General features: G+C 50.5%; 20 protein-coding genes. 14 read left to right on the forward strand and 6 right to left on the reverse strand.

Going from position 1 to position 26,423, the window contains the following annotated elements:
* Window positions 1–21: 21 nt before the first annotated feature.
* A complete protein-coding gene (gene azoR, locus GFC06_RS15510) occupies window positions 22–627 on the reverse strand; it encodes an FMN-dependent NADH-azoreductase (protein WP_006684422.1) in 606 nt (201 codons plus the stop codon).
* Window positions 628–828: 201 nt separating this feature from the next.
* On the opposite strand from azoR, the gene hrpA reads away from it, so the two are divergent.
* The 3 genes from hrpA to aldA all read left to right on the forward strand — a co-directional run bounded on the left by hrpA (window position 829) and on the right by aldA (window position 7,247).
* Window positions 829–4,731, forward strand: coding sequence for an ATP-dependent RNA helicase HrpA (gene hrpA, locus GFC06_RS15515; RefSeq protein WP_153690339.1), 3,903 nt, complete (start codon window positions 829–831; stop codon window positions 4,729–4,731).
* Between the two features lie 85 nt (window positions 4,732–4,816).
* Window positions 4,817–5,608 (forward strand): YdcF family protein, encoded by a 792-nt coding sequence (locus tag GFC06_RS15520; protein ID WP_049259795.1) that lies wholly within the window; start codon window positions 4,817–4,819, stop codon window positions 5,606–5,608.
* Between the two features lie 199 nt (window positions 5,609–5,807).
* Window positions 5,808–7,247, forward strand: a complete 1,440-nt coding sequence (gene aldA / locus GFC06_RS15525) for an aldehyde dehydrogenase (protein ID WP_153690340.1) — start codon at window positions 5,808–5,810, stop codon at window positions 7,245–7,247.
* 40 nt (window positions 7,248–7,287) lie between these two features.
* On the opposite strand, the gene GFC06_RS15530 is transcribed toward aldA, so the two are convergent.
* Window positions 7,288–8,214: an alpha/beta hydrolase gene (locus tag GFC06_RS15530; RefSeq protein ID WP_049282409.1), complete on the reverse strand. Its 927-nt coding sequence runs from the start codon at window positions 8,212–8,214 to the stop codon at window positions 7,288–7,290.
* 240 nt (window positions 8,215–8,454) lie between these two features.
* Here GFC06_RS15530 and cybB point away from each other — a divergent pair, with 240 nt between their 5' ends.
* From cybB to GFC06_RS15565, 7 genes are all read left to right on the forward strand, one after another.
* A complete protein-coding gene (cybB, locus tag GFC06_RS15535) occupies window positions 8,455–8,985 on the forward strand; it encodes a cytochrome b561 (RefSeq protein ID WP_019076843.1) in 531 nt (176 codons plus the stop codon).
* Window positions 8,986–9,156: 171 nt separating this feature from the next.
* Window positions 9,157–9,576 carry a translesion error-prone DNA polymerase V autoproteolytic subunit gene (locus tag GFC06_RS15540; protein WP_016153176.1) on the forward strand — a complete coding sequence of 140 codons (420 nt, stop codon included), beginning with the start codon at window positions 9,157–9,159 and terminating at the stop codon, window positions 9,574–9,576.
* A 2-nt stretch (window positions 9,577–9,578) separates the two neighbouring features.
* A complete protein-coding gene (locus GFC06_RS15545; protein WP_029139549.1) occupies window positions 9,579–10,847 on the forward strand; it encodes a Y-family DNA polymerase in 1,269 nt (422 codons plus the stop codon).
* A 278-nt stretch (window positions 10,848–11,125) separates the two neighbouring features.
* Window positions 11,126–12,427, forward strand: coding sequence for an AppA family phytase/histidine-type acid phosphatase (locus GFC06_RS15550; RefSeq protein WP_153690341.1), 1,302 nt, complete (start codon window positions 11,126–11,128; stop codon window positions 12,425–12,427).
* Between the two features lie 331 nt (window positions 12,428–12,758).
* Window positions 12,759–13,034 carry a metal/formaldehyde-sensitive transcriptional repressor gene (locus tag GFC06_RS15555; protein WP_003833178.1) on the forward strand — a complete coding sequence of 92 codons (276 nt, stop codon included), beginning with the start codon at window positions 12,759–12,761 and terminating at the stop codon, window positions 13,032–13,034.
* Window positions 13,035–13,066: 32 nt separating this feature from the next.
* Window positions 13,067–14,185, forward strand: a complete 1,119-nt coding sequence (locus GFC06_RS15560; RefSeq protein ID WP_016153173.1) for an S-(hydroxymethyl)glutathione dehydrogenase/class III alcohol dehydrogenase — start codon at window positions 13,067–13,069, stop codon at window positions 14,183–14,185.
* A 169-nt stretch (window positions 14,186–14,354) separates the two neighbouring features.
* Entirely contained in the window at window positions 14,355–16,043 is a 1,689-nt protein-coding gene (locus GFC06_RS15565) for a methyl-accepting chemotaxis protein (RefSeq protein ID WP_153690342.1), read from the forward strand.
* A gap of 45 nt (window positions 16,044–16,088) precedes the next feature.
* Here GFC06_RS15565 and pcaQ read toward each other — a convergent pair whose 3' ends face one another.
* The gene (pcaQ, locus tag GFC06_RS15570) at window positions 16,089–17,012 is read right to left on the reverse strand and encodes a pca operon transcription factor PcaQ (protein ID WP_003020288.1); all 924 of its coding nucleotides are present in this window, start codon (window positions 17,010–17,012) and stop codon (window positions 16,089–16,091) included.
* 229 nt (window positions 17,013–17,241) lie between these two features.
* On the opposite strand from pcaQ, the gene GFC06_RS15575 reads away from it, so the two are divergent.
* From GFC06_RS15575 to GFC06_RS15590, 4 genes are all read left to right on the forward strand, one after another.
* Entirely contained in the window at window positions 17,242–18,144 is a 903-nt protein-coding gene (locus tag GFC06_RS15575) for a manganese-dependent inorganic pyrophosphatase (protein ID WP_094169348.1), read from the forward strand.
* A 120-nt stretch (window positions 18,145–18,264) separates the two neighbouring features.
* Window positions 18,265–19,608, forward strand: a complete 1,344-nt coding sequence (gene hglS / locus GFC06_RS15580) for a 2-oxoadipate dioxygenase/decarboxylase HglS (RefSeq protein WP_016156596.1) — start codon at window positions 18,265–18,267, stop codon at window positions 19,606–19,608.
* A gap of 193 nt (window positions 19,609–19,801) precedes the next feature.
* Window positions 19,802–21,457 (forward strand): glucan biosynthesis protein D, encoded by a 1,656-nt coding sequence (locus tag GFC06_RS15585; protein ID WP_153690343.1) that lies wholly within the window; start codon window positions 19,802–19,804, stop codon window positions 21,455–21,457.
* 167 nt (window positions 21,458–21,624) lie between these two features.
* Complete coding sequence (locus GFC06_RS15590; protein WP_003833168.1) at window positions 21,625–21,849, forward strand: YdcH family protein; 225 nt, start codon at window positions 21,625–21,627, stop codon at window positions 21,847–21,849.
* A 208-nt stretch (window positions 21,850–22,057) separates the two neighbouring features.
* Here the strand turns inward: GFC06_RS15590 and GFC06_RS15595 are convergent, their stop codons facing one another.
* Genes GFC06_RS15595 through GFC06_RS15605 form a run of 3 tightly spaced genes read right to left on the reverse strand, consistent with a single transcriptional unit; the run spans window position 22,058 to window position 26,369 of the window.
* On the reverse strand, window positions 22,058–23,089 hold the full coding sequence (locus GFC06_RS15595; RefSeq protein ID WP_153690344.1) for a fimbrial protein: 1,032 nt from the start codon (window positions 23,087–23,089) through the stop codon (window positions 22,058–22,060).
* A 4-nt stretch (window positions 23,090–23,093) separates the two neighbouring features.
* A complete protein-coding gene (locus tag GFC06_RS15600) occupies window positions 23,094–25,616 on the reverse strand; it encodes a fimbria/pilus outer membrane usher protein (protein WP_228522527.1) in 2,523 nt (840 codons plus the stop codon).
* A 48-nt stretch (window positions 25,617–25,664) separates the two neighbouring features.
* On the reverse strand, window positions 25,665–26,369 hold the full coding sequence (locus GFC06_RS15605) for a fimbrial biogenesis chaperone (protein ID WP_194831200.1): 705 nt from the start codon (window positions 26,367–26,369) through the stop codon (window positions 25,665–25,667).
* Window positions 26,370–26,423 lie beyond the last annotated feature (54 nt).

The raw sequence follows: 26,423 nt of genomic DNA on the forward strand, positions 1-26,423 counted from the left end.
GTATGGTGAGAGGGTGAATTATCAGGCAGCGACGACGCTGTCGATAGCGGCTTTCGCATCGGACTGCGCTTTGGACGCCACTTCCGGGCCGTACGCAATGCCTTCAGCAAAGACGACGTTCACGTCGGTGATGCCGATAAAGCCCAGGAATACGTTCAGATACGGCGTGATCAGGTCAGTCGGCGTATCTTTATGGATACCACCACGGCTGGTCAACACGACTGCGCGTTTACCCGTCACCAGACCTTCCGGACCTTTCTCGGTATAACGGAAAGTCACACCTGCACGGGCAATCAGATCGAAATAGTTTTTCAGCTGGGTTGGGATGTTGAAGTTATACATCGGCGCGGCGATAACAATCACATCATGCGCTTTCAGCTCAGCAATCAGCTCATCGGACAACGCCAGCGCTTCCTGCTGACGCGGTGTCAGCGGCGCATCGCTCGGGCGCAGCGCACCCACCAGTTCGCCATCCAGTACCGGAACAGGATTTGCAGCCAGGTCACGGACGGTGATTTCATCAGCGGAGTGCTTTTCACGCCACTGTTCAACAAAATAATCAGACAACTGACCAGACTGAGAGTACCCTGCCAGAATACTGGATTTAAGAACTAATACCTTGCTCATGGGTGTTTCCTTTTATGTGTTTGAAGGGGGAGTGCCCCGTTGCTTGTTGACACTTTATTCACAATCCTGTCGCAGTGATAGCGCAATATATCGAATCCTATGTTCGAAATTATTGAACAACACATGAAAAGCGCTGATGTGGTACTCTATACCTATCATCTAAAAGAGATTTAACCCGGCAGAGCACTGCCTTTTAACGCTATGACAGAACAACAAAAATTAACCTTCAACATGTTGCAGCAACAGCTGGATTCACTGATGCTGCGTGACAGACAGCGTTTTGCCCGCCGCCTGCAGGGCGTGAAGAAGGTTAAAAATCCTGATGCACAACAGGCCATTTACCAGGAGATGGCAAAAGAGATTGATCACGCTGCAGGTAAAGTTGTGCTGCGTGAAGCTGCGCGTCCGGTCATCAGCTACCCGGAAAACCTGCCCGTCAGTCAGAAAAAACAGGATATTCTGGAAGCGATACGCGATAACCAGGTGGTGATTGTCGCCGGGGAAACGGGGTCAGGGAAAACCACTCAGTTACCCAAAATCTGTATGGAGCTCGGGCGCGGGGTAAAAGGGCTGATCGGCCATACCCAGCCGCGTCGTCTGGCGGCGCGTACCGTGGCGAACCGTATTGCAGAAGAGCTGCAAACCGAGCCGGGCGGTTGTATCGGTTATAAAGTCCGTTTTAGCGATCATGTCAGCGACAACACCATGGTTAAGCTGATGACGGACGGTATCTTGCTGGCGGAAATCCAGCAGGATCGGCTGCTGATGCAGTACGACACCATCATCATCGATGAAGCGCATGAGCGCAGCCTGAATATCGATTTTCTGCTCGGCTATCTGAAAGAGCTTCTGCCGCGCCGTCCGGATCTAAAAATTATCATCACTTCGGCGACCATCGATCCGGAGCGTTTTTCAAAGCATTTCAATAATGCACCGATTATCGAAGTCTCTGGTCGAACCTATCCGGTGGAAGTTCGCTATCGTCCAATTGTTGAAGACGCAGATGACACCGAGCGTGACCAATTGCAGGCAATTTTTGATGCCGTAGATGAGTTAGGCCGTGAAAGTCAGGGCGACATTTTGATCTTCATGAGCGGCGAGCGCGAAATCCGCGATACCGCCGATGCGCTGAATAAGCTGGATTTGCGCCATACCGAAGTGCTACCGCTGTATGCGCGTCTTTCCAACAGCGAGCAGAATCGTGTGTTCCAGTCGCACAGCGGTCGCCGTATCGTGCTGGCGACCAACGTGGCGGAAACCTCGCTGACCGTTCCGGGGATCAAGTATGTGATTGATCCGGGTACTGCGCGTATCAGCCGTTACAGTTACCGCACCAAAGTTCAGCGCTTGCCGATTGAACCGGTGTCGCAGGCCTCTGCCAACCAGCGTAAAGGCCGTTGCGGTCGTGTTTCGGAGGGGATCTGTATTCGTCTGTATTCCGAAGACGATTTCCTGTCGCGCCCGGAGTTTACCGACCCGGAGATCCTGCGTACCAACCTGGCGTCCGTTATTTTGCAGATGACCGCCTTGGGGCTGGGCGATATCGCGGCGTTTCCGTTTGTTGAAGCGCCGGATAAACGTAACATTCAGGACGGTGTACGCCTGCTCGAAGAACTGGGGGCGATAACCACCGACGAACAGGCAACCGCTTACAAACTGACGCCATTGGGTCGTCAGCTCTCGCAACTGCCGGTGGATCCACGCCTGGCGCGCATGGTGCTGGAAGCGCAAAAACATGGCTGCGTACGTGAGGCGATGATTATCACCTCGGCGCTGTCTATTCAGGATCCGCGCGAGCGCCCGATGGACAAGCAGCAGGCCTCCGACGAGAAGCATCGCCGTTTCCACGACAAAGAGTCTGATTTCCTCGCATTTGTGAATCTGTGGAACTATCTCGGCGAGCAGCAGAAAGCGCTGTCGTCAAACCAGTTCCGTCGTCAGTGCAAACTTGATTTTCTGAACTACCTGCGCGTGCGTGAATGGCAGGATATCTACACGCAACTGCGCCAGGTGGTGAAAGAGTTAGGGATTCCTGTTAACAGCGAACCCGCTGAATACAGAGAGATCCACGTCGCGTTGCTGACCGGTTTACTGTCACATATCGGGATGAAAGATGCCGATAAACAGGAATTTACCGGGGCGCGTAACGCTCGCTTCTCGATCTTCCCAGGCTCTGGTCTATTTAAAAAACCGCCGAAGTGGACGATGGTAGCGGAGCTGGTGGAAACCAGCCGCCTGTGGGGACGTATTGCTGCACGCATCGATCCTGAGTGGGTCGAACCGGTTGCCCTGCATCTGATCAAACGTTCATACAGTGAACCGCACTGGGAACGTGCGCAGGGCGCGGTGATGGCAACAGAAAAGGTTACCGTCTACGGTTTACCGATTGTTGCAGCCCGTAAGGTGAACTACAGCCAGATCGATCCCGCGTTGTCGCGTGAACTGTTCATCCGCCATGCGCTGGTGGAAGGCGACTGGCAAACGCGCCATGCATTTTTCCGTGACAATTTGAAGTTACGCGCTGAGGTGGAAGAGTTAGAGCACAAATCGCGCCGTCGCGACATTCTGGTTGATGATGAGACGCTATTTGAGTTTTACGACCAACGCATTAGCCATGATGTGGTCTCCGCGCGTCACTTTGACAGCTGGTGGAAAAAGATCAGCCGTGAAACGCCGGATCTGCTCAACTTTGAAAAGAGCATGCTCATCAAAGAGGGCGCGGAAAAAATCAGTAAGCTGGATTACCCGAACTTCTGGCATCAGGGCAATCTCAAACTACGGTTAAGTTACCAGTTCGAACCTGGAGCCGATGCGGACGGTGTGACCGTACATATTCCGCTCCCGCTGCTCAATCAGATCGAAGAGAGCGGTTTTGAATGGCAAATTCCGGGGCTGCGCCGTGAACTGGTTATCGCCCTGATTAAGTCTCTGCCGAAACCGGTACGACGCAACTTTGTGCCCGCGCCAAACTATGCGGAAGCGTTTTTAGGCCGCGTCACGCCGCTGGAACTGCCGCTGCTGGACTCGCTGGAGCGTGAACTGCGCCGCATGACCGGCGTGACCGTTGACCGTGAAGACTGGCATTGGGATCAGGTGCCCGATCACCTAAAAATCACCTTCCGGGTAGTGGATGATAAGAACAAAAAGCTGCAGGAAGGACGTTCGCTGCAGGATCTGAAAGACGCATTGAAGGGTAAAGTGCAGGAAACATTGTCTGCGGTGGCGGATGACGGTATCGAACAGAGCGGGTTGCACATCTGGAGCTTCGGTCAGCTTCCGGAGAGTTACGAGCAAAAACGCGGCAACTATAAGGTCAAAGCCTGGCCAGCGCTGGTGGATGAGCGTGACAGCGTTGCCATCAAACTGTTTGATAATCCGCTGGAGCAACAGCAGGCGATGTGGTGCGGTTTACGCCGCCTGTTGTTGCTGAATATTCCTTCACCAATCAAATATTTGCATGAGAAACTGCCCAACAAAGCCAAGCTGGGGCTGTATTTTAACCCGTACGGTAAAGTGCTGGATTTGATTGACGACTGTATATCCTGTGGTGTGGATCAACTGATCGACGCCAACGGTGGTCCGGTGTGGACCGAAGAAGGCTTTGCGGCGCTGCATGAAAAAGTGCGGGCTGAACTGAACGATACGGTGGTGGATATTGCTAAGCAGGTCGAACAAATTCTGACCGCGGTGTTTAATATCAACAAACGTCTGAAAGGGCGCGTGGATATGACCATGGCGCTGGGGCTTGCGGATATCAAATCGCAGATGGGCGGGCTGGTGTACCGTGGATTTGTTACCGGCAATGGTTTCAAGCGTCTGGGCGATACGCTGCGTTATTTGCAGGCTATCGAAAAGCGTCTGGAAAAACTGGCTATCGACCCGCATCGTGACCGTGCGCAGATGCTGAAAGTGGATAGCGTGCAGCAGGCCTGGCAGCAGTGGTTCAATAAACTGCCTCCCGCGCGCCGTGAAGATGACGATGTCAAAGAGATCCGCTGGATGATAGAAGAGCTGCGCGTCAGCTATTTTGCCCAGCAGCTTGGTACGCCGTATCCGATTTCCGATAAACGTATTTTGCAGGCGATGGAGCAGATTTCGGGATAAATCGGTACCAGACAGCATACCGGGTAAGGTGACGTCACCGCCCGGTATGCAACCCGATAAAGTATTAAGATCAGGAGTCATGAGTATGAGCCAGTTTCCGACACTTTCCGCAACCACGCTTGCGGCGATCAATACCGTAGGGCGATGGTTGGCGCAGAATGATTTTACGGGGAATATCACCGTTCAGTCAGATTGCGTGATTCTGGCAGGGAACGCGGTTATTCCGACCATCGACGCCGCCTGCCGGATCGCGAAAGAGCAACAGGTTCCCTTGTTGATTAGCGGTGGCATCGGTCACTCCACACGATTTCTGTATGACGCGATTGCAGAGCATCCTCGTTACAACATCATTCGTACCACCGGGCGCGCGGAAGCGGCGATCCTTGCCAATATCGCACATCAGTTCTGGCAAATCCCGGGGGAGAAGATTTGGGTGGAAGACCAGTCAACAAACTGCGGTGAGAATGCCCGTTTTAGCTGTGCATTATTGAATCAGGCGACGGAAAGTATTCATACCGTCATTGTGGTACAGGATCCCACTATGCAACGTCGTACGATGGCAACCTTTCAGCGCGTAACCCGCGATGAGCCGCATGCGCCGCGCTGGTTGAGTTTCCCTGGATTCATCCCTGAGCTGGCCCCACAGCAAGACGGCGTGGATTTTGTGCCAGCAGCAGAAGGTTTGTGGTCAGTGGATCGCTATCTGTCTCTCATTACCGGTGAGCTTCCTCGCCTGCGTGATGATGCCACCGGTTATGGGCCGTGTGGCCGCGATTTTATTGCCCATGTTGATATTCCTCAGAACGTTGAGCAAGCCTGGCAGCAGTTGCAAAATGACATCGTGCTGACTGACTTACTGGAGAGCCGCTCTCTGTAATTCCTGTTGCCCGTTTGTCGGCGTTTTGCGGCAAACGGGCAAAAATCACACCTGTTTTTTCCCTTCATCATCACTTTGCCAGACGCTTTTATGAAGCCGCTCACAGAACAGCCACTCCAGCCATAATACGACCTGCATGATTGATATTAATTAACAATAGTTTTACTTGTTAAAAACAAATTAATCACAGGAGAGCCGCATGTCAGTACCCGTACAACATCCTATGTATATCGATGGGCAGTTTGTGACCTGGCACGATGATGCCTGGATTGATGTCGTCAATCCTGCCACGGAAGAGGTGATCTCGCGTATTCCCGATGGACGTGCCGAGGATGCGTGTAAAGCGATCGATGCCGCACAGCGCGCTCAGCCGCAATGGGAAGCGCTGCCCGCCATTGAACGGGCGAACTGGTTACGCAAAATTTCTGCGGGTATCCGTCAGCGAGCCAGTGAAATCAGTGCGCTGATTGTGGCGGAGGGTGGAAAAATACAGCAACTGGCTGAGGTCGAAGTCTCGTTTACCGCCGACTATATCGATTACATGGCGGAGTGGGCGCGTCGCTATGAAGGCGAGATCCTGCAAAGCGATCGTCCGGGCGAGAATATTCTGCTGTTTAAGCGCGCTTTGGGCGTGACTACGGGCATTCTGCCGTGGAACTTTCCGTTTTTCCTGATTGCCCGCAAACTGGCTCCCGCACTGTTGACGGGTAATACCATTGTCATTAAGCCGAGTGAATTTACACCGAATAACGCCATCGCCTTTGCCAAAATTGTTGATGATATTGGCTTGCCGCGCGGCGTATTTAATCTGGTGCTGGGACGTGGTGAAACGGTCGGTCAGGCGCTGGCCGCAAACCCGAAGGTGGCCATGGTGAGCATGACCGGTAGCGTCGGGGCGGGTGAGAAAATTATGGCTGCGGCGGCTAAAAATATCACCAAAGTTTGTCTGGAGTTGGGCGGTAAGGCCCCGGCTATCGTGATGGATGATGCCGATCTTGAACTGGCCGTAAAGGCAATTGTTGACTCGCGGGTGATCAACACCGGACAGGTATGCAACTGTGCCGAGCGCGTGTACGTTCAGAAAGGTATTTATGACCAATTCGTCAATCGTCTGGGAGAGGCGATGAAAGCCGTGCAGTTTGGCAATCCGGCTGAGCGCAATGATATTGCAATGGGGCCGCTGATTAACGCCTCTGCGCTGGAGCGTGTAGAGCAGAAAGTTGCACGAGCGGTGCAGGAAGGCGCCAGAGTGGTGCTGGGCGGTAAGGCCGTTTCCGGCAAAGGGTATTACTATCCACCGACGTTACTGTTAGACGTGCGCCAGGAGATGGCGATTATGCACGAGGAGACGTTTGGTCCGGTGCTACCGGTGGTAGCGTTTGATACGCTGGAACAGGCGCTGACGATGGCCAATGACAGCGATTACGGTCTGACCTCATCGATCTATACGCAGAATCTGAATACGGCGATGAAGGCGATCAAAGGGCTGAAGTTTGGCGAAACCTATATTAATCGTGAAAACTTCGAGGCGATGCAGGGCTTTCATGCTGGCTGGCGCAAGTCCGGGATTGGCGGGGCTGACGGTAAACACGGTCTGAACGAATATCTGCAAACGCAGGTGGTGTATCTGCAGTCCTAAGTTTTCGCCGGGTGAGCCTGTACGCCACCCGGCGCAATTCTCACACTTTGCTGGCGATCCAGTTCATCATCAATTCCGGCCAGATGGCCAGCGGCAATCCCTGCGCATCGCGAATACCAAATCCGTGCTTACCGCGTTCAAACAGATGCATTTCGACCGAAACCCCTGGCCTACGTAGCGCATTAAAGAAGACCAGGCTGTTTTCCACCTTCACCGCCGGATCGTCAATGGCGTGTAGCAAGAACGTCGGCGGCGTTGTGTTATCCACTCGCTCTTCAAGAGAATAGCGCTGCAGGTCTTCCTTTTCGGGCGTTGCGCCAACCAGCTCAAGGCGAGAGCCTGGGTGACCGATATCTTCGCGCAGGGTGATCACCGGGTACACCAGCGCCATAAAAGCAGGGCGCGCAGATTGTTCGTCTATGCTATCAATCGGCGTATAAACCGATTCGTCAAACCGGGTTCCCAGACTGGCGGCCACGTGTCCCCCGGAGGAGAAGCCCAACACGCCGATACGGTCAGGGTTGATTTTCCATTCATGAGCGTTGGCGCGAATGTAGCGCATGGCGCGTTGGGCATCGGCCAGCGGCGCATTTGCGCCTTCCTCGTGACCATCGCCCGGCATGCGGTAGGTCATCACAAACAGGGTATAACCGTGAGCGTTAAAGAACGGTGCCAGTGCGCTGCCTTCTTTATCCATCACCACGCGACGATAAGAGCCGCCAGGGGTAACAAGGATCCCTGTGCCGTTAGGTTTTGCAGGGGCGTAAACGGTAATTTCTGGTGCACGAATGCCGGTTACCGCACGATCATAAGCAGACGTTCCGGTATGCCGGGGTTCAGGCGTGAATACCGCATCGCTGTTTTTTGCTCCGGGGGCTTCACCCTGCGGCCAGCATGAGAAGGTGGCCGCGTGGGCAACGGCTTGCTCCATCATGTTTTCTAACGCTTCACGACTCAGTGCTTCCATTACTATGCTCCCTCAGTGGCAAAGGTTAGCTATAACATAGTTAATGAATTGAAAACGGGGAGAGACTCACGACGTATTGAATTCGCGGGAAATGAAAGACGGTGGAGGCGAATCTCCGCCGGAAGGCGAGAGCCTGATAAATTTATCCCGCGTACGAATAAGCCGGGTGAGCAAAAGTTAATGAATTTTTAACAAAAGCCCGTTATGGTGACGCATTATTGTTTTTATTCAGGAAGTGGTATGGGGAATAAGTATTCTGGCCTGCAAATTGGCATTCACTGGCTGGTCTTTTTGTTGGTCATTGTGGCCTACAGCGCTATGGAGTTTCGCGGATTTTTCCCGCGCAGCTATCGTCCCTTATTTAACATGGTGCACGTATCCTGTGGCATCACTATTTTAACGCTGATGGTGGCGCGTCTGCTGGTCAGGCTAAAATATCCGGCACCGCCGATTGTGCCAAAACCGAAGCCGATGATGACCGGAATGGCGCATCTGGGGCATCTGGTTATCTATCTGCTGTTTATTGTTCTGCCGATTATTGGACTGGTGATGATGTACAACCGGGGTAACCCGTGGATTGCATTCGGCATCGTTATGCCGCATGCGGCAGAGGCCAATTTTGATGTAGTGGATATGCTGAAGTCCTGGCACGTGACGCTGGCAAATCTGGGCTATTTTGTTATTGCTCTGCATGCCGCTGCGGCCCTGATGCACCACTATTTCTGGAAGGACAATACGCTGCTGCGCATGATGCCGCGAAAACGCTCCTGATGTAATGCCCCGCAAATGCGGGGTATTTTTTTAGCCGATTATTTTTCCAGACATCATAAAAACTTACCGACAAGATGGTTAAACAACGTCCAGTTCATCACACTCGCTACTTGATTGCTGCTCTTATTAAAACTACTGTATATAAATACAGTGAATGAGAGGCAGATTATTATGTTGTTTTTCCAGCCTGCGGAACGCCGCGAAATTAAACACTTTCCGTTATTTAGCGATCTTGTGCCCTGCGGTTTTCCATCTCCTGCACAGGACTACGTTGAGAAACGTATCGACCTCAATGACCTGCTGGTACGGCATCCCAGCGCAACCTATTTTGTTAAATCATCTGGCGACTCTATGAGGGGGGCAGGGATCGGCGAGGGCGATTTACTGATTGTCGACAGCGCCAGAAAACCTGCCCATGGAGACATTGTTATTGCCGCCGTTGAGGGCGAATTCACCGTTAAACGCCTGCAATTACATCCGGTTGTGATGCTGAAGCCAGAGAACAGCGCCTACGCGCCGATCATGATTAGCAGCGAGGACACGCTGGATATATTTGGCGTGGTGACATTTATCATTAAAGCAGCGGGCTGATGATGTTTGCACTGGTGGATGTTAACGCGTTTTATGCCAGCTGTGAGTCGGCATTCCGGCCTGATCTGAAAGGGAAGCCCGTTGTCGTTCTTTCAAACAACGATGGCTGCGTTATTGCCAGCAGCGTAGAGGCAAAGGCGCTTGGCGTTAATATGGGCGCTCCGTACTTCAAACAGAAAGATCTGTTCAGGCGCTATGGCGTGTTCTGTTTTAGTTCGAACTACGAGCTGTATGCGGATATGAGCAGCAGGGTGATGTCGATTCTGGAGGAGTTATCGCCACGCGTGGAGATATACAGTATTGATGAAGCCTTTTGTGATTTAACGGGCGTGCGAAACTGCAGGGATCTTACGGATTTTGGTCAGGAAATCAGAGCAACCATTTTGCAGAAAACACGTCTCACGGTTGGGGTCGGTATCGCTCAGACCAAAACCCTGGCCAAACTGGCAAACCATGCGGCCAAAAAGTGGCAGGAACAGACGGGCGGAGTCGTGGATCTCTCAAATATTGAACGCCAGCGTAAGCTGATGGCAGCACTCCCGGTTGATGAAGTCTGGGGCATCGGACGCCGTATCGGCAAGAAACTGGACGTCATGGGCATTAAAACGGTTCTCGACCTGGCGGATACCGATATTCGCTTCATTCGTAAACATTTCAGCGTCGTGCTTGAGCGAACCGTCCGGGAATTGCGCGGTGAGCCTTGTCTGGCGCTGGAAGAATTTGCGCCGGATAAGCAGGAAATTATCTGCTCAAGATCGTTTGGTGAAAAACTCACGGATTACAACGCCATGAGAGAGGCCATTTGCACCTATGCTTCACGTGCTGCGGAAAAGCTGCGCAGAGAACACCAGTACTGCCGGTTTATCTCTACGTTTATCAAAACCAGTCCGTTTGCCCTGAATGAACCTTATTATGGTAACAGCGCATCGATAAAACTGCTGACGCCAACTCAGGATAGCCGGGACATTATTACAGCAGCCACGCGCAGCCTGGACGCCGTTTGGCGAGAGGGGCTACGTTATCAAAAAGCGGGCGTTATGCTGGGGGATTTTTTTAGCTCTGGCGTTGCACAGCTGAATCTTTTTGATAATAACGCCCCGCGGCGTAACAGCGATAAATTGATGGACCTACTGGATACTCTTAATGCTGAAAAGGGGAAAGGAACGCTCTACTTTGCCGGGCAAGGGATACAGCAGCCGTGGGCGATGAAGCGAGACATGCTTTCACCACGTTATACAACGAGATACAGTGATTTGCTGCGGGTAAATTGATAGCCAAACAAGGCTTCCGCCCACCTTATTTATACCGGATCAATTATCCTTTCAATGACAGGACGTTGTAAATTGCCAACGATTCCATAACCTTGGATACCTTTCCAGTGCGGCTAAATTAGCGCTCCTTTAATACTTCGATAAGAGACAAAGTTGATATTCAAAAAGTTGGATTGTTGTGAACTCAGGAGTAGGATTATTTCTATCTGATAGAACCAGTTATCGAACTGGCTTATACGAGTTGTTTGTTTTTCACTTACGAAAAGGTGGTGCTGGTAATGAGTACATTCATCATTCGTTTATTATTTTTTTCTCTCTTATGCGGTTCTTTCTCAATACATGCTGAAGAGCAGAACGGTATGAAACTTGAGCGGGTTGTGATAGTGAGTCGTCATGGAGTAAGAGCACCTACGAAGTTCACTCCAATAATGAAAGATGTTACACCCGATCAATGGCCACAATGGGATGTGCCGTTAGGATGGCTAACGCCTCGTGGGGGAGAACTTGTTTCTGAATTAGGTCAGTATCAACGTTTATGGTTCACGAGCAAAGGTCTGTTGAATAATCAAACGTGCCCATCTCCAGGGCAGGTTGCTGTTATTGCAGACACGGATCAACGCACCCGTAAAACGGGTGAGGCGTTTCTGGCTGGGTTAGCACCAAAATGTCAAATTCAAGTGCATTATCAGAAGGATGAAGAAAAAACTGATCCTCTTTTTAATCCGGTAAAAATGGGGAAATGTTCGTTTAACACATTGAAGGTTAAAAACGCTATTCTGGAACGGGCCGGAGGAAATATTGAACTGTATACCCAACGCTATCAATCTTCGTTTCGGACCCTGGAAAATGTTTTAAATTTCTCACAATCGGAGACATGTAAGACTACAGAGAAGTCTACGAAATGCACATTACCAGAGGCTTTACCGTCTGAACTTAAGGTAACTCCTGACAATGTATCATTACCTGGTGTCTGGAGTCTTTCTTCCACGCTGACTGAGATATTTCTGTTGCAAGAGGCCCAGGGAATGCCACAGGTAGCCTGGGGGCGTATTACGGGAGAAAAAGAATGGAGAGATTTGTTAAGTCTGCATAACGCTCAGTTTGATCTTTTGCAAAGAACTCCAGAAGTTGCCCGTAGTAGAGCCACACCATTACTCGATATGATAGACACTGCATTATTGACAAATGGTACGACAGAAAACAGGTATGGTATAAAATTACCCGTATCTCTGTTGTTTATTGCTGGTCATGATACCAATCTTGCAAATTTAAGCGGGGCTTTAGATCTTAACTGGTCGCTGCCCGGTCAACCCGATAATACCCCTCCTGGTGGGGAGCTTGTATTCGAAAAGTGGAAAAGAACCAGTGATAATACGGATTGGGTTCAGGTTTCATTTGTTTATCAGACGCTGAGAGATATGAGGGATATACAACCGTTGTCGTTAGAAAAACCTGCCGGCAAAGTTGATTTAAAATTAATTGCATGTGAAGAGAAAAATAGTCAGGGAATGTGTTCGTTAAAAAGTTTTTCCAGACTCATTAAGGAAATTCGCGTGCCAGAGTGTGCAGTTACGGAATAAGTAACTAATTATTATATATATAGCGTATTAAAAAATAGAAACCCCCGGTTTGTAGTCGGGGGTATTCGTATTGATCATAATTACATGAGTCTTTCAATTGCCTGTTCTTTGCGAGTGACAATCCAGTTACGCTGCTCCAGAAAAAATCCGGACTGTTCAGCGATGCAGAATCCATCGACAAAGCGCTCGGTGTTGCGGCTCTAAAACCGCTTTACACGGTGATATGTCTAAATGTGCTGTTTGTGCAACGTATTAAAGAATAACAAGTTATTTATTTTACAATTAGTTAAAAAGACTGATAGTATACCCCCCTATAGTATTTGGAGGGCGTATGCCGCATTCACCCGAAGATAAAAAACGCATTCTCACCCGTGTACGCCGTATTCGCGGTCAGGTTGATGCGCTTGAGCGCGCGCTGGAGTCCGGCGAGCCGTGTTTGGCTATCCTGCAACAAATTGCCGCCGTGCGCGGCGCATCCAATGGCCTGATGGGCGAAATGGTTGAGATCCACCTGAAAGACGAACTGGTCAGCGGGGAAACAACCCCAGACCAGCGTGCCGTGCGCATGGCTGAAATCGGCCATCTTCTGCGTGCTTATCTAAAATAACACCATCACCTCGCAATAATGGGAAGAGACAAATGAAATCACGTGCAGCAGTTGCATTCGGCCCTGGCCAACCGTTAAAAATTGTCGAAATCGATGTCGCACCGCCAAAGAAAGGTGAAGTGCTGGTTAAAATTACCCACACCGGCGTGTGCCATACTGATGCTTTTACGCTCTCAGGCGACGATCCGGAAGGGGTTTTCCCGGCGGTGCTCGGCCATGAAGGTGGCGGCATTGTGGTTGAAGTGGGTGAAGGCGTTACCAGCCTGAAACCGGGCGATCATGTGATCCCGCTATACACCGCAGAATGTGGCGAGTGTAAGTTCTGTAAATCGGGTAAAACTAACCTGTGTCAGGCCGTACGTGCGACCCAGGGCAAAGGTCTGATGCCGGATGGCACCACCCGTTTCTCGTATAACGGCGAGCCGATTTATCACTATATGGGCACCAGCACCTTCAGCGAATACACCGTTTGCGCGGAGATCTCTCTGGCGAAGGTTAACCCGCAGGCTCCGCTGGACAAAGTGTGTCTGCTGGGGTGTGGCGTGACCACCGGTATCGGAGCGGTCCATAACACCGCAAAAGTGAAAGAAGGTGATACCGTCGCCGTATTTGGTCTGGGCGGCATTGGCCTGGCGGTGATTCAGGGCGCGGCGCAGGCGAAAGCCGGGCGTATTCTGGCCGTTGATACCAATCCGGAAAAATTTACGCTGGCAGGTGAAATGGGCGCGACCGATTTCATCAATCCGAAGGATTACGACAAACCGATTCAGGATGTGATTGTCGAGCTTACCGATGGCGGCGTGGACTTTAGTTTCGAATGTATCGGTAACGTTAACGTGATGCGCGCGGCGCTGGAATGCTGCCATAAAGGATGGGGCGAAAGCATCATTATTGGCGTGGCAGGAGCCGGACAAGAGATCAAAACACGCCCGTTCCAGTTAGTTACCGGGCGTGTCTGGCGCGGTTCCGCGTTTGGCGGCGTGAAGGGGCGTACTCAGCTTCCTGGTATGGTTGAAGATGCGATGAGCGGGAAAATTCAGTTGGATCCGTTTATTACCCACCGTTTACCGCTGGAGCAGATTAACGACGCGTTCGATTTAATGCATCAGGGTAAATCCATCCGTACCGTTATCCACTTTGGCGATAACTGATTCATTGGCCAGCGGATTTCACCGCTGGCACTTTCCTGAATTTTTTAGAATTATGTTGTGAAAGTGTGACGAATCCGGCGCTTTTCACGGTAAGTAAACTTCCCGGATTGCCGATGACTATCTAACGGGCGTGTTTTCACGCATAAACCCTACAAGAGAGTCGACGGTCATGGACAACACTACATCGATGCAAGCCCAGCATAAACTGGGCTTTCTGCATCAAATCCGGCTGGTTCCGCTGTTTTCCTCCATTCTCGGTGGCATCCTTCTGCTGTTCGCCTTAAGTTCCGGGCTGGCAAGCTATTTTCTTATGCAGGCCGATCGCGATCAGCGTGACGTGACCGATGAGATTCAGGTCAGGATGGGGTTATCTAACAGCTCTAACCACTTGCGTACCGCGCGTATCAACATGATCCACGCCGGCGCGGCGAGCCGTATTGCCGAAATGGATGACATGAAGGCCAATATCGCCGAGGCAGAAAAACGGATTAAGCAGTCGCAGGACGGTTTCAATGCTTATATGTCACGCGCGGTAAAAACGTCTGCCGATGAAGCGTTAGACGCTGAACTGAGCGCCAGCTTCAAAGCCTATACCGACGGCTTACAGCCGATGCTGAAGTACGCTAAAAACGGCATGTTTGAAGCGATCATCAACCATGAAAATGAACAGGCCAGACCGCTGGACTCTGCGTACAACAAGGTGCTGTTAAAGGCGATCGACATTCGTACCACCAGGGCGAATCAGTTAAGCGAACAGGCGCATCAGCGTACACAGCTTGGTATGGCTTTTATGCTGGGCGCATTTGTTCTTGCGCTGGCGCTGACCGTGATGACGTTCATTGTTCTGCGCCGTACCGTCATTCATCCTCTGTTGCGTGCCGCCCAGCGCATTGAGCAAATTTCAGCGGGGGATCTGACCATGCCGGAGGAACCGACCGGGCGCAGCGAAATTGGTCGCCTGAGCCGCCATCTGCAAACAATGCAACGTTCGCTGGGGAAAACGGTAGGCACGGTGCGTCAGGGCGCGGAAGAGATTTATCGCGGTACCAGTGAGATTTCGGCGGGGAACACCGATCTGTCTTCACGTACCGAACAACAGGCTGCGGCGATTGAACAAACGGCGGCCAGCATGGAAGAGTTGACGGCGACGGTGAAGCAAAACGCCGACAACGCGCATCATGCGAGCAAGCTGGCAGAAGATGCCTCAGGTAAGGCCAGTCGGGGCGGTCAGATGGTTTCTGGCGTGGTCAAAACCATGGGCAATATCTCAACGAGTTCAAAGAAAATCTCCGAAATCACAGCCGTTATTAACAGCATTGCTTTTCAGACCAATATTCTGGCGCTGAACGCAGCGGTTGAAGCGGCGCGGGCAGGAGAGCAGGGCCGTGGGTTTGCCGTGGTTGCCAGTGAGGTGCGCACGCTGGCAAGCCGCAGCGCTCAGGCGGCAAAAGAGATTGAGGGATTGATCAGCGAATCAGTCCGACTGATTGACCAGGGCTCCGGAGAAGTGGTCGCCGCGGGCAATACGATGACGGATATTGTCGATGCGGTAAAACGCGTCACCGACATTATGCTGGAAATTGCAGCGGCCTCTGATGAGCAGAGCCGGGGTATCGTCCAGGTGAGTCAGGCAATTTCAGAAATGGATAAGGTAACGCAGCAAAATGCTTCGCTGGTTGAAGAAGCCTCTGCCGCTGCGGCATCGCTGGAAGAGCAGGCGGCGCGCTTAACGGAAGCTGTTGGCACATTCCGTTTAACAGGGACAAGTGCTATTAAACGCGCGCCGGTGACGACAAAGCCTGACCATTCACGCCCGCAGGCGGCAACTGCCAGTGGCGATAACTGGGAAACGTTTTAACAATAAAATCAATTAAGGGACCTGATGGTCCCTTAATTTTTGGCATCAAAACGGCACGGTTTTGCGTATTGCGGCGATCAGGATCTGTGCGGCCTGAGAGAGCTGCACATCGACACGGGTAAGAATGCCGATGGGTTCACCCGCACCGTGGGTGGGTATCGGCAACGACACCAGCGTCGCCTGGCGTAAATCTTCTCTAACCGCGCCTGAAGGGACAAACCACACATAGTCATAATCGACCGTCAGTTGGCGGGAGAGCGATGCTGACAGCGTTTCAATACAGCCCGGCGGCATTTTGCAGCCCTGACTTTGCAACAACGCCTCTGCGTGCTGGCGAGGGGCGGTTCCTTTTGGTGAAACCACCACCGGCCACTCCATCACCCGACTCAGCGTGATGGTTTCCTGCAACAACGGGTGGTTAGGGCGCACGACCAGTTTGAGCGATTCCAGAAATAACAGCTCGTAGTTCAGACCAACCATCAATTCCGGATCGGCCATACGGCCAATGCCGAGATCAATTTCCCCTGACTTTAAACCCGCCAGGATCATGGGATTGCTCATGGTGGCAACCTGCAGCGTGGTCTCCATTTGCTGCTTATGGAACGGGCCAATGACCGCCGGCAGAATGCCCAGGGCCGCGGTGGGTAAGGCGCCAATCCGTACGACATCCGTCTGTGACTCTTCGCGCTGGTTTAAGGCTTGTCCGGCGGTGTTGAGCGCATCCAGCACTCTGACTGCGTGGGTAAGAAACTGTTCTCCGGGCAGCGTTAATTGTGCGCCAAGGCGACCACGCTCAAAGAGCCGGGTACCGGTCAGTTGCTCCAGTTCATTCAGCGTTTTGGAGAGGGCTGGTTGGCTCAGGTTAAGGGTCTCAGCCGCGCGGCCCAACGTTCCCTGCTGTGCAACGGCGACAAAAGTATGAAGGTGGCGCAAGCGAATGCGCTGATTGAACAGAACATTTTTTTCCATAAGCGATGTTAAAAACAGAGTTGTATCGGTGACAAGTGAAGTTGTTTGATTTTGATAACTTGATAGCAAAATATTATTAACATTTATCCTATTTTACTTACAACTGATTTATTTTGCTTATGTTTTGTACAGCGCCACCGGGTGGTGGGATCATGGAAAGAATCCGTCCAGTCGATATACTTTCGTTATTGTTTGCTTTTGAACCATTCTCTTCACAAGGCACTGATTAATGATAGATGTAATAGGGCACCTTAACCCCGATAGCGATGCCATTTGTACCGCCGCCATGACGGCGCGTTGGCTTACTTTACGTGGCCAGCAGGCGACGGCATGGCGTCTGGGCGAACCTAACCGCGAAACGCAATTTATCTTTGAGCATGCGGGACTGACGATGCCCGAACGGCTGACGTTTGAACTGACCGATCGTGATGTGTGGCTGGTCGATTTCACCGAGCCTGCCCAGGGGCCGGCATCGCTGGCTGAAAGTAACGTCGTGGGAATTATCGATCATCACCGACTCGGTGGATTAGTCACTCGTCTGCCACCTGAAGTATGGGTGAAGCCAGTCGGCAGTAGCGCGACGCTGTTATGGCAACTGATGACGGAAGAGGAGCGCAGCCAGTTGTCTGCCGCTGAGGCCGTTTTATTGCTGGGTGCCGCATTGAGTGACACTGTCACGCTTCGTTCGCCAACGACCACCTCTGACGATCGCCTGGCGGTGGAGGCCCTGGCCCAAAAAACCGGTGTGGATCTCGAGGCGTTTAGTCGCGACCTGCTGTCTGCTAAAACAAGCGTGGAAGGCATGAGCGCTCGCGAGCTTCTGCAGAAAGACATTAAAACCTTCACCATTCATGGACATTCGGTTTGTGTGGCGCAGCTTGAACTGTATGCGCTGCAACAGGTGGATGCGGTGCTGGACGATCTCCGTCTGGAAATGGCGCGCTATGCAGAGGAAAAGAATGCCGCTCTGGTTGTACTGATGCTCACCGATATCAATCTGGGCGACACCAGCCTGTGGTTTGCCGGTCCAGCGCTGTCAGACATCCCGCAGCCCTGTAAGGTGGAGGGGATGCTCAGCCGTAAAAAACAGATGTTGCCCTGGCTGGAAAGTCATTTAAAACCACGCCAGTAGATTCTGTTCACCGTCTGTAGGGGTGGGAAATTTACGCGGGGTCACACTTTGTAAATTCTTCCCACCGGAGTCAGCGGCGTTTTCTACACTCCAGGTAATATTCACTGGAGGCATGACATTATGGCGAACACCATCACGGCAGATGAGATTCGGGAACAATTTTCGCAGGCAATGTCAGCAATGTACCAGCAGGAAGTCCCGCAATATGGCACGTTGCTGGAACTTGTCGCTGATGTGAATCTGGCGGTACTGGAAAATAATCCTACGCTGCATGAAAAACTGGCGAATGCAGATGAGCTGGCCCGGCTAAACGTTGAGCGCCACGGCGCCATTCGGGTGGGCACTGCGCAGGAGCTTTCTACGCTACGCCGGATGTTTGCCATTATGGGCATGTATCCGGTGAGTTATTACGATCTCTCCCAGGCCGGTGTTCCCGTGCATTCCACCGCGTTTCGTCCCATTGACGATGCGTCGCTTTCGCGCAACCCGTTTCGGGTATTCACCTCGTTATTGCGGCTCGAATTAATCGAAAACGCCGCGCTACGGCAAAAAGCCGCGGAGATCCTCGCGAAACGCGATATTTTCACCCGTCGTTGTCACGAACTGCTGGATGAGTTTGATGTGCAGGGCAGTTTTACGCCTGAGCAGGCGCAGGAGTTTGTGCAAGAAGCGCTGGAAACTTTCCGCTGGCATCAGCATGCCACGGTCGATGAGGCGACCTATCACGCATTGCACAATGAGCACCGGCTGATTGCTGATGTGGTGTGTTTCCCTGGGTGTCATATCAACCATCTGACGCCGCGTACGCTGGATATCGACCGGGTTCAGTCGATGATGCCGGAGTGCGGCATTGAACCCAAAATACTGATTGAAGGGCCACCGCGCCGCGAGGTGCCCATTTTATTGCGTCAGACCAGTTTTAAAGCGCTGGAAGAGCCGGTGTTATTTGCCGGTGAAATGCGTGGCACTCACACGGCGCGTTTTGGTGAAATCGAACAGCGCGGCGTGGCCCTGACGCCGAAAGGCAGAGCATTGTACGACGAATTGCTGAATAAAGCGGGAACGGGAAAAGACAACCTGACACATCAGCTGCATTTGCAGGAGGTGTTCAAAGCATTCCCGGACAGCGAATTTCTGCTGCGCCAGCAGGGGCTTGCCTGGTTCCGCTACCGGCTGACGCCGTCGGGCGAGGCGCATCGACAGGCGATTCGCCCGGATGACGACCCGCAGCCGCTCATTGAGCGGGGCTGGCTGGTTGCTCAACCCATTACCTACGAAGATTTTTTACCGGTGAGCGCCGCGGGGATTTTCCAGTCTAATCTGGGGAATGAAACTCAGGCCCGTAGCCACGGTAATTCCAGCCGCGACGCGTTTGAACAGGCGCTGGGTTGTGCGGTTTATGATGAGTTTGCGCTGTATCAGGAGGCGCAAGATCGCAGTAAACGGCGGTGTGGTTTACTTTAATTGAATTTACATGGGATTCGGTCTGTTCCCATCGACATAAAATATTTTCGATTTTGTACAGATAATCGGCGACCAACAATTGGATTATTAATGAATTTTGTCTAGAGTGAGCGGTCAGAAATGTGCACTCTCTTGCCGCTGATTATGGCCGGCGCGGGACCATTTACACGACCAGAAGGACTTACTTTCAGGCATGAATCGCAGACGATTTATTAAAGGTTCAATGGCAATGGCCGCCGTGTGCGGAACCAGTGGTATTGCATCACTCTTTTCCAGCGCCGCCTTTGCGGCAGAGTCTGACATTGCAGACGGAAAAACCGTACGTTTTGATTTTTCCGTTCTGCAATCGATGGCCCATGACTTAGCACAGAAGCCCTGGGGCGGCGCACCGCGCGCGTTACCTGACACGCTGGCCAAACTGACGCCTCAGGCCTACAACAGCATTCAATATGACGCAGAGCAGTCTCTGTGGAACAATGTTGAAAATCGTCAGCTTGATGCGCAGTTCTTCCACGTGGGGATGGGCTTTCGTCGCCGTGTACGCATGTTCTCGGTTGATGGCAGCACGCATATGGCGCGCGAAATCCACTTCCGCCCGGAACTGTTTAAATACAATGATGCGGGTGTGGATACCAAACAGCTGGAAGGGCAGACTGACCTCGGGTTCGCCGGGTTCCGCGTGTTTAAAGCGCCAGAATTAGCCCGTCGCGATATCGTTTCTTTCCTGGGCGCCAGCTATTTCCGCGCCGTGGATGACACCTATCAGTACGGTTTATCGGCCCGCGGTCTGGCGGTAGATACCTACACCGACAGCAAAGAAGAGTTTCCTGATTTCACCTCTTTCTGGTTCGAAACGGTCAAACCGGGCGCAACCTCCTTTACCGTGTATGCGCTTCTCGATAGCCCCAGCGTAACCGGTGCATTTAAGTTCGTGATCCACTGCGAGAAAACGCAGGTGATCATGGATGTACAAAACCACATCTATGCGCGCAAAGACATCAAGCAGCTCGGTATTGCACCGATGACCAGCATGTTTAGCTGCGGCAACAACGAACGTCGGATGTGTGACACCATTCACCCGCAAATTCATGATTCCGACCGTCTGGCGATGTGGCGGGGCAATGGCGAGTGGATCTGCCGCCCGCTGAATAACCCGCAAAAACTGCAGTTCAACGCCTATACCGATAACAACCCGAAAGGGTTTGGCTTGCTGCAGCTCGATCGCGACTTCTCCCATTACCAGGATATCATGGGCTGGTACAACAAGCGTCCGAGCCTGTGGGTCGAACCGCGTAACCAGTGGGGCAAGGGGACTATCGGCCTGATGGAGATCCCGACGACCGGCGAAACGCTGGATAACGTCGTCTGCTTCTGGCAGCCTGAAAGGTCGATCAAAGCGGGCGATGATCTGGAATTCAAATATCGCCTGTACTGGAGCGCACAGCCGCCGGTGCGTTCACCGCTGGCTCGCGTGATGGCGACCCGAACAGGCATGGGCGGCTTCCCGGAAGGATGGGCGCCGGGCGAGCACTACCCGGAAAAATGGGCGCGACGTTTTGCTGTTGATTTCGTCGGTGGCGATCTAAAAGCCGCCGCGCCGAAGGGTATTGAACCGGTGATTACGCTCTCCAGCGGTGAAGCGAAACAGATTGAGATCCTTTACGTGGAACCTATCGACGGTTATCGCATTCAGTTTGACTGGTATCCGACCACTGACTCAACCGATCCGGTAGATATGCGTATGTTCCTGCGTTGTCAGGGCGACGCCATCAGTGAAACCTGGCTGTATCAGTACTTCCCGCCAGCGCCGGATAAACGTCAGTACGTTGACGACCGCGAGATGCGTTAATCACTCCCTTTACGGCTCTCCGAATGGGGAGCCGTATCTGTAATCCTCTTCACAACCATTCTGTACACTATTTACTCGATCCCGTTCGCATTTTTCTGTAAGTCAAGTGGGTACTCTGGAGGTGTGTATTTCTTATACACGTCCTTTTCCACTAACAGGGAGAAAGTATGTTTCCAGAATACAGAGACCTTATTTCCCGACTGAAATCCGAGAACCCTCGCTTTCTGTCCTTATTCGAAAAACACAACAGCCTTGATCATGAGATCTCCAGACTGGAAGGTTCGGATGGTCGGGGGTATAGTTTGGACATTGTTCGCCTTAAGAAACAGAAACTCCACCTGAAGGAAGATCTGCTCAAAATATTGCAAAAAGAGAGTGTCAGTGAGAGCTAAGTAAAACGGCGCTTGCTGTGTAAAAGGGCTTCCAAAAGGGAGCCCTTCCTGTTTGAGGGGAACTCATCCAGAACGCACCTGCTTGTTGTCTTCAGATAATTGACATTTCGAACACCAGCGTCTCGCCTTCGTCACGTTAGTCTGTGTGTTTCATTGTTTACCGAGCAATACCATCCCATAACCTGAGGCAGATTTGCCACCTCTACAATTATGGAAATGACAGATAAAAAGTGGCTTCTGCGTCGGCTTTACCACCAGTTACTTCATTTTCAGTCTGAATATACTGTGCGCTAAACGGAAGGGATACCTGGGATTGTTGCACATCACTCACCTGTAGCGTGTAATCAGGTTGGTTAAATGTTATGGCATTCTTATTTTTATCAAGTATCTGGACCCCTAATCCTGTTGCTGAATTATCTTGATCTGTCAATTTTAATACTTTACTACTCCCATTTTGCGTATTACCTTCGAAACGTAATGCTACGCTAGTCCCTTCATCACAGGTGAGGTCAATATTAAAATCTACGGGGGTAGAGGTGGAGTTAATTCCTTTAAAGGTGGTTTCTGCATTGATACCAGAAGCTGGAGATAAGGAGACAGGAATATCAGGTGTATTAATATTACACGTAAGTGCCTTTATATCCAGAAACGTATTACTAAAAACCATAGAAAATCCAAGGAGATCATCCCACGAGATCCCCACATCACTAAAGCGTGAAAAGTCAATAGTACCACTATGTAGTTCACCGATAACTTGCACAATAATTCTGAAGTTTCCCTGTGTAGTGAAACTATTCCCTGCATGTGCAATGCTTCGTCTTTTCGGGTATTCTAAACAGTAGGTGCTTGGTTTATTATAAGACGATTTTAGATCGTAGTAGATTTTAATTCCTAAGCCAGAGTCTGAGCCATCAGTGAGTAGTAATTTATACAAACAAACATCGCCACCCACCTGAGGGGCAGGGAGTGTCGCAAATCCTTCGCTATAGTTCTGAGTGTCAGAATCACAAACTATATTGCCTGAGATTGTAGAGTGTTGATAATTATCATACAGAATGGTATTAACAGGAGTATTTTTATCAAGTGATGTTCCCAGAGTTAAATTCTCGAATGCAACTGTTGCGGGTCCACCGTTACTGAAGTTACATTCAGCATGGCAAAGTGACCAAGGGAAAATACTGGCTAAAAATAAAAGAAGTAATATTTTTCGGCGCATGTTGGTTTGTCTTGGTATTTTCATAATGTTAATCGCAATTGAGAGATGTAATTAATAGTTGAGTCGCGTTTTTCACATCGTGAAAAAGCGTCGGCAATAAAACAATTCGACAGGATTGATTAGCGGATTTACCCCATTTAACCAGCCAGGTTTGATTAGCCTGTGTACCGGAGAGATAAGCCTGTCCATGTTGTCCAACTAGCGTAGAAAATTGACCATCATCGGAGGTGACAACCGCCCCAAAGGGTATGTCTTTGCCCGCATGTGTTAGCGTCAGTAGCATTCTTTGACCGAGGCGCGGGGAAAAATTAGCGACGACCATCGCGCCTTCAGTGGGGATCACTTCCTGTACGGGATCCTGGATTTCAGCATCTGCCGGTAACGTTTGTGGATTGATCGCTACCCGGTTGCGTTGAAACGCTGAAGCATAAGGTACGATGGAATAACCCCGCCAGTCGGTGTAAATAGCGTTGCCACGGTTTACACCAAGTCCTTCAGTCTCGGGCGCGCGAATCAGAATTGAAGCATCACCAAGCGATTGTGCAAGCGTCACCCCATAAGGGTGAAGAACCATTGCTCCTTGAATACCATAGTTCAATCGTTGATAGTCATGACCGTAGCTCCAACCCCCATTGATCGTTCCTTTGCTGGTGCGGTAGCTCATAGAGGCATTTCCACCATAGCCTTGCCCCTGATTACCGTGACTTTGTTGCAGGTTATAGCTGAGATTATTATCTTTCAGAGCCGTACCGTTAAGCGCCACACTATTCAAAGAACGACCGTCATTACTGTTGTTATTGCTATAACTGACATGTGCTCCAGGTAACCATTTGTCCAGCGGTATGCTCATGGACAATGAGAATTGTTGATCGCTGCCCGTGTTATCGGGCATTTTTGTCAGCAGATAGCTGGCATTAAAGCTAATGTTCTTCCATGTATAGCTATACCCTACGTTCAGGCTGCGTTCTTTCCCTCCAAGCCCCCAGTAATCCTGCTGGTATCCTGATAAGTTGAGTTGACCAAACGAGGCCATGGTCTGGCTGATGGTAATTTGCAAACGACGATGGCGAGCATAGTTGTAGCGATATGAAAAAAGATCATCATCATCATCATCATCATCGTCCTGCTGTTGATTCAATGCTTCGTTGAATGTGTAGTAGTTGCGTGTTGAATAGCGGTATCCCGCAAGCGTCAGATTAGTGTCTGTAGGAGTAAAATTTTTAGAATATTGTACTCGATATGACTGGCCTGACTGATTTTCCTCATCGACCATATTGGTTTGTGACCAAGTGACGTCGGTGGAGAGTGATCCTAGCTGCTTGAGATCCAACCCAGTACCTAAAGCACCCGAACGGTAACTCCTGGCTCCTGTCGCCCCACCATATAGCGTAATTCCCCACGGTAAGCCGTAGATAAGGGTGCCTTGAGCAAATTCTGGTTCATCTGCGTTTCTATCTGAGGCGTGATATTTTCCGCCGACCAGACTGTAGGATATTGAGCCCTGGCGACGCATTACAGGTACAGAGGCCGACGCTTGAATATAAGTTTGCTCGCTACCGTCAGATTCTTTGACGGTGACCTCCATATCACCTCCGGAGGTGATTGGACTAACATCGTGTAGTTCAAAAGGACCTGGTGAAACATAACTCTGATAGATGACATAATTATTCTGACGAATTGTGACTTGCGCGTTAGTTCGGGCGACGCCACGAATGACTGGGGCAAATCCACGCATACTGTAAGGCAACATATTGTCGTTACTTTCCAGTTTTATGCCGCGAAACTGAAAGCTGTCAAATACATCAGAACCTGTCCAGCTATCACCCAAAGTGAGTTTGCTGGTTAATGCGGTAATATTACGCCACAGATAAGTGTCAACATTTTTCCAGTGTCCATCGCTATAATTGAGGTCATTACGTAACCGCCATGGCCCCAGATTTGCACCATTACTCAGACTGATATACTTATCATTTTCATTGCTATTGTCTTGCCAATTTTGCGCACCATTAAAATAATAATTGCTGAAAATCATCGGCAAGCCGTTATCCCACAATTGTGGATCAATAAACCCTGCAGCAGAGGCATTCATTGCAATTTGTGGCACAGACAGCGAAAGACGCAGTGATTCTTGTTGAAACTGCACTGAAGAAGATGGAATGTAATCTTCAATGTTTTCAACGGCAGCATCATCAGCGAGAGCGAGGAAAGCGGCGGAAGCTTTACTGTTGACCCCCATTGCAACGTAGTCTCTTTTAGTCAACATCGGGAGCAGTTTTTGACTTTTAGTATCGAAGGTAAAAGTAATGTCTTTACGAGAAATATGTTGATTATTCATATAAATATCAACGCGATATTTACCCGGTACCAAACCATTATTTTCATTAAAATGTTTAAGTGCTTCAAGCTCACTATCTGAAGCGCCTGATTCCAGTAACCGATAATTAAAAACCTCACGTGAGTAACTACTGTGCATCCAAGTTAACAGGATTACACTTGCGATTATATTAAGTGTAAATGTGCGCGTAGTTCTCATACTATTATCACTTTTCATGGTGCAGCATACTCACAATCTCAGTGAGTATATTTGGGTTTCTGTAGGCTATTTTTTCATCGGAAGTGTGGTGCCACCGTAATCATTAATGGCTGACCACTCAATTCTACTGTTATGAGGTAATGAACTAGTCAATAAATAACTCTGCTCACCAAATGGTGAGATCATCATTTTAATCGCGCCATTACCTTTAAAAGACACCGGCTTACCGTCTACAGATAGTGTACGAAAGGTGACAAAGTAAGGGGTTGGGTTGCTGGCGATGAGTTGATTATTCTTTATTTTAAATGTTAATCTCGTATATGCCGAATTAGCCGTACCAGGCAGATTGTCTGGGCGATAAAAAACCTTCAATTGATTCTGTACGGCAAACTGAAGTTGATTAGGGGTTTGAGCTGATTCTTCATCCATACCTGGAATTGATTTAACATTTAGCCAAAAAATAGACTCTCGATCGTCCGGTAGTTTCTGTGTAGCTGTAAAAATTAAACGAAAAAGACTGTTTTGCTGCGCATCAAGTTTGACCAATGGCGGCGTGACAACAAATGGGGTTTGTTTTTTGGTGTCATTTCCGAAGTCGCTGACCCAGGACTGGACAAGATACGAACGCGTTTTGTCCTGATTGCTAACTTCAATGGGAACCTCACGTGCAGATGAAGGATAAATGATTCGCGTTCCGCGAACGATGACCCCCGCATAAGCAGTGTTAATAATCAGTAAGCAAGATAATAGGAAAAGGGACTGTCTGTTCATGAGCATCACTTGAAATAGAGTAAAAAGAGGTGAATAAACATCCACCTCTGAGGG

Origin of the sequence: Citrobacter braakii (assembly GCF_009648935.1) — a bacterium.
Taxonomy (GTDB): Bacteria; Pseudomonadota; Gammaproteobacteria; order Enterobacterales; family Enterobacteriaceae; genus Citrobacter; species Citrobacter braakii.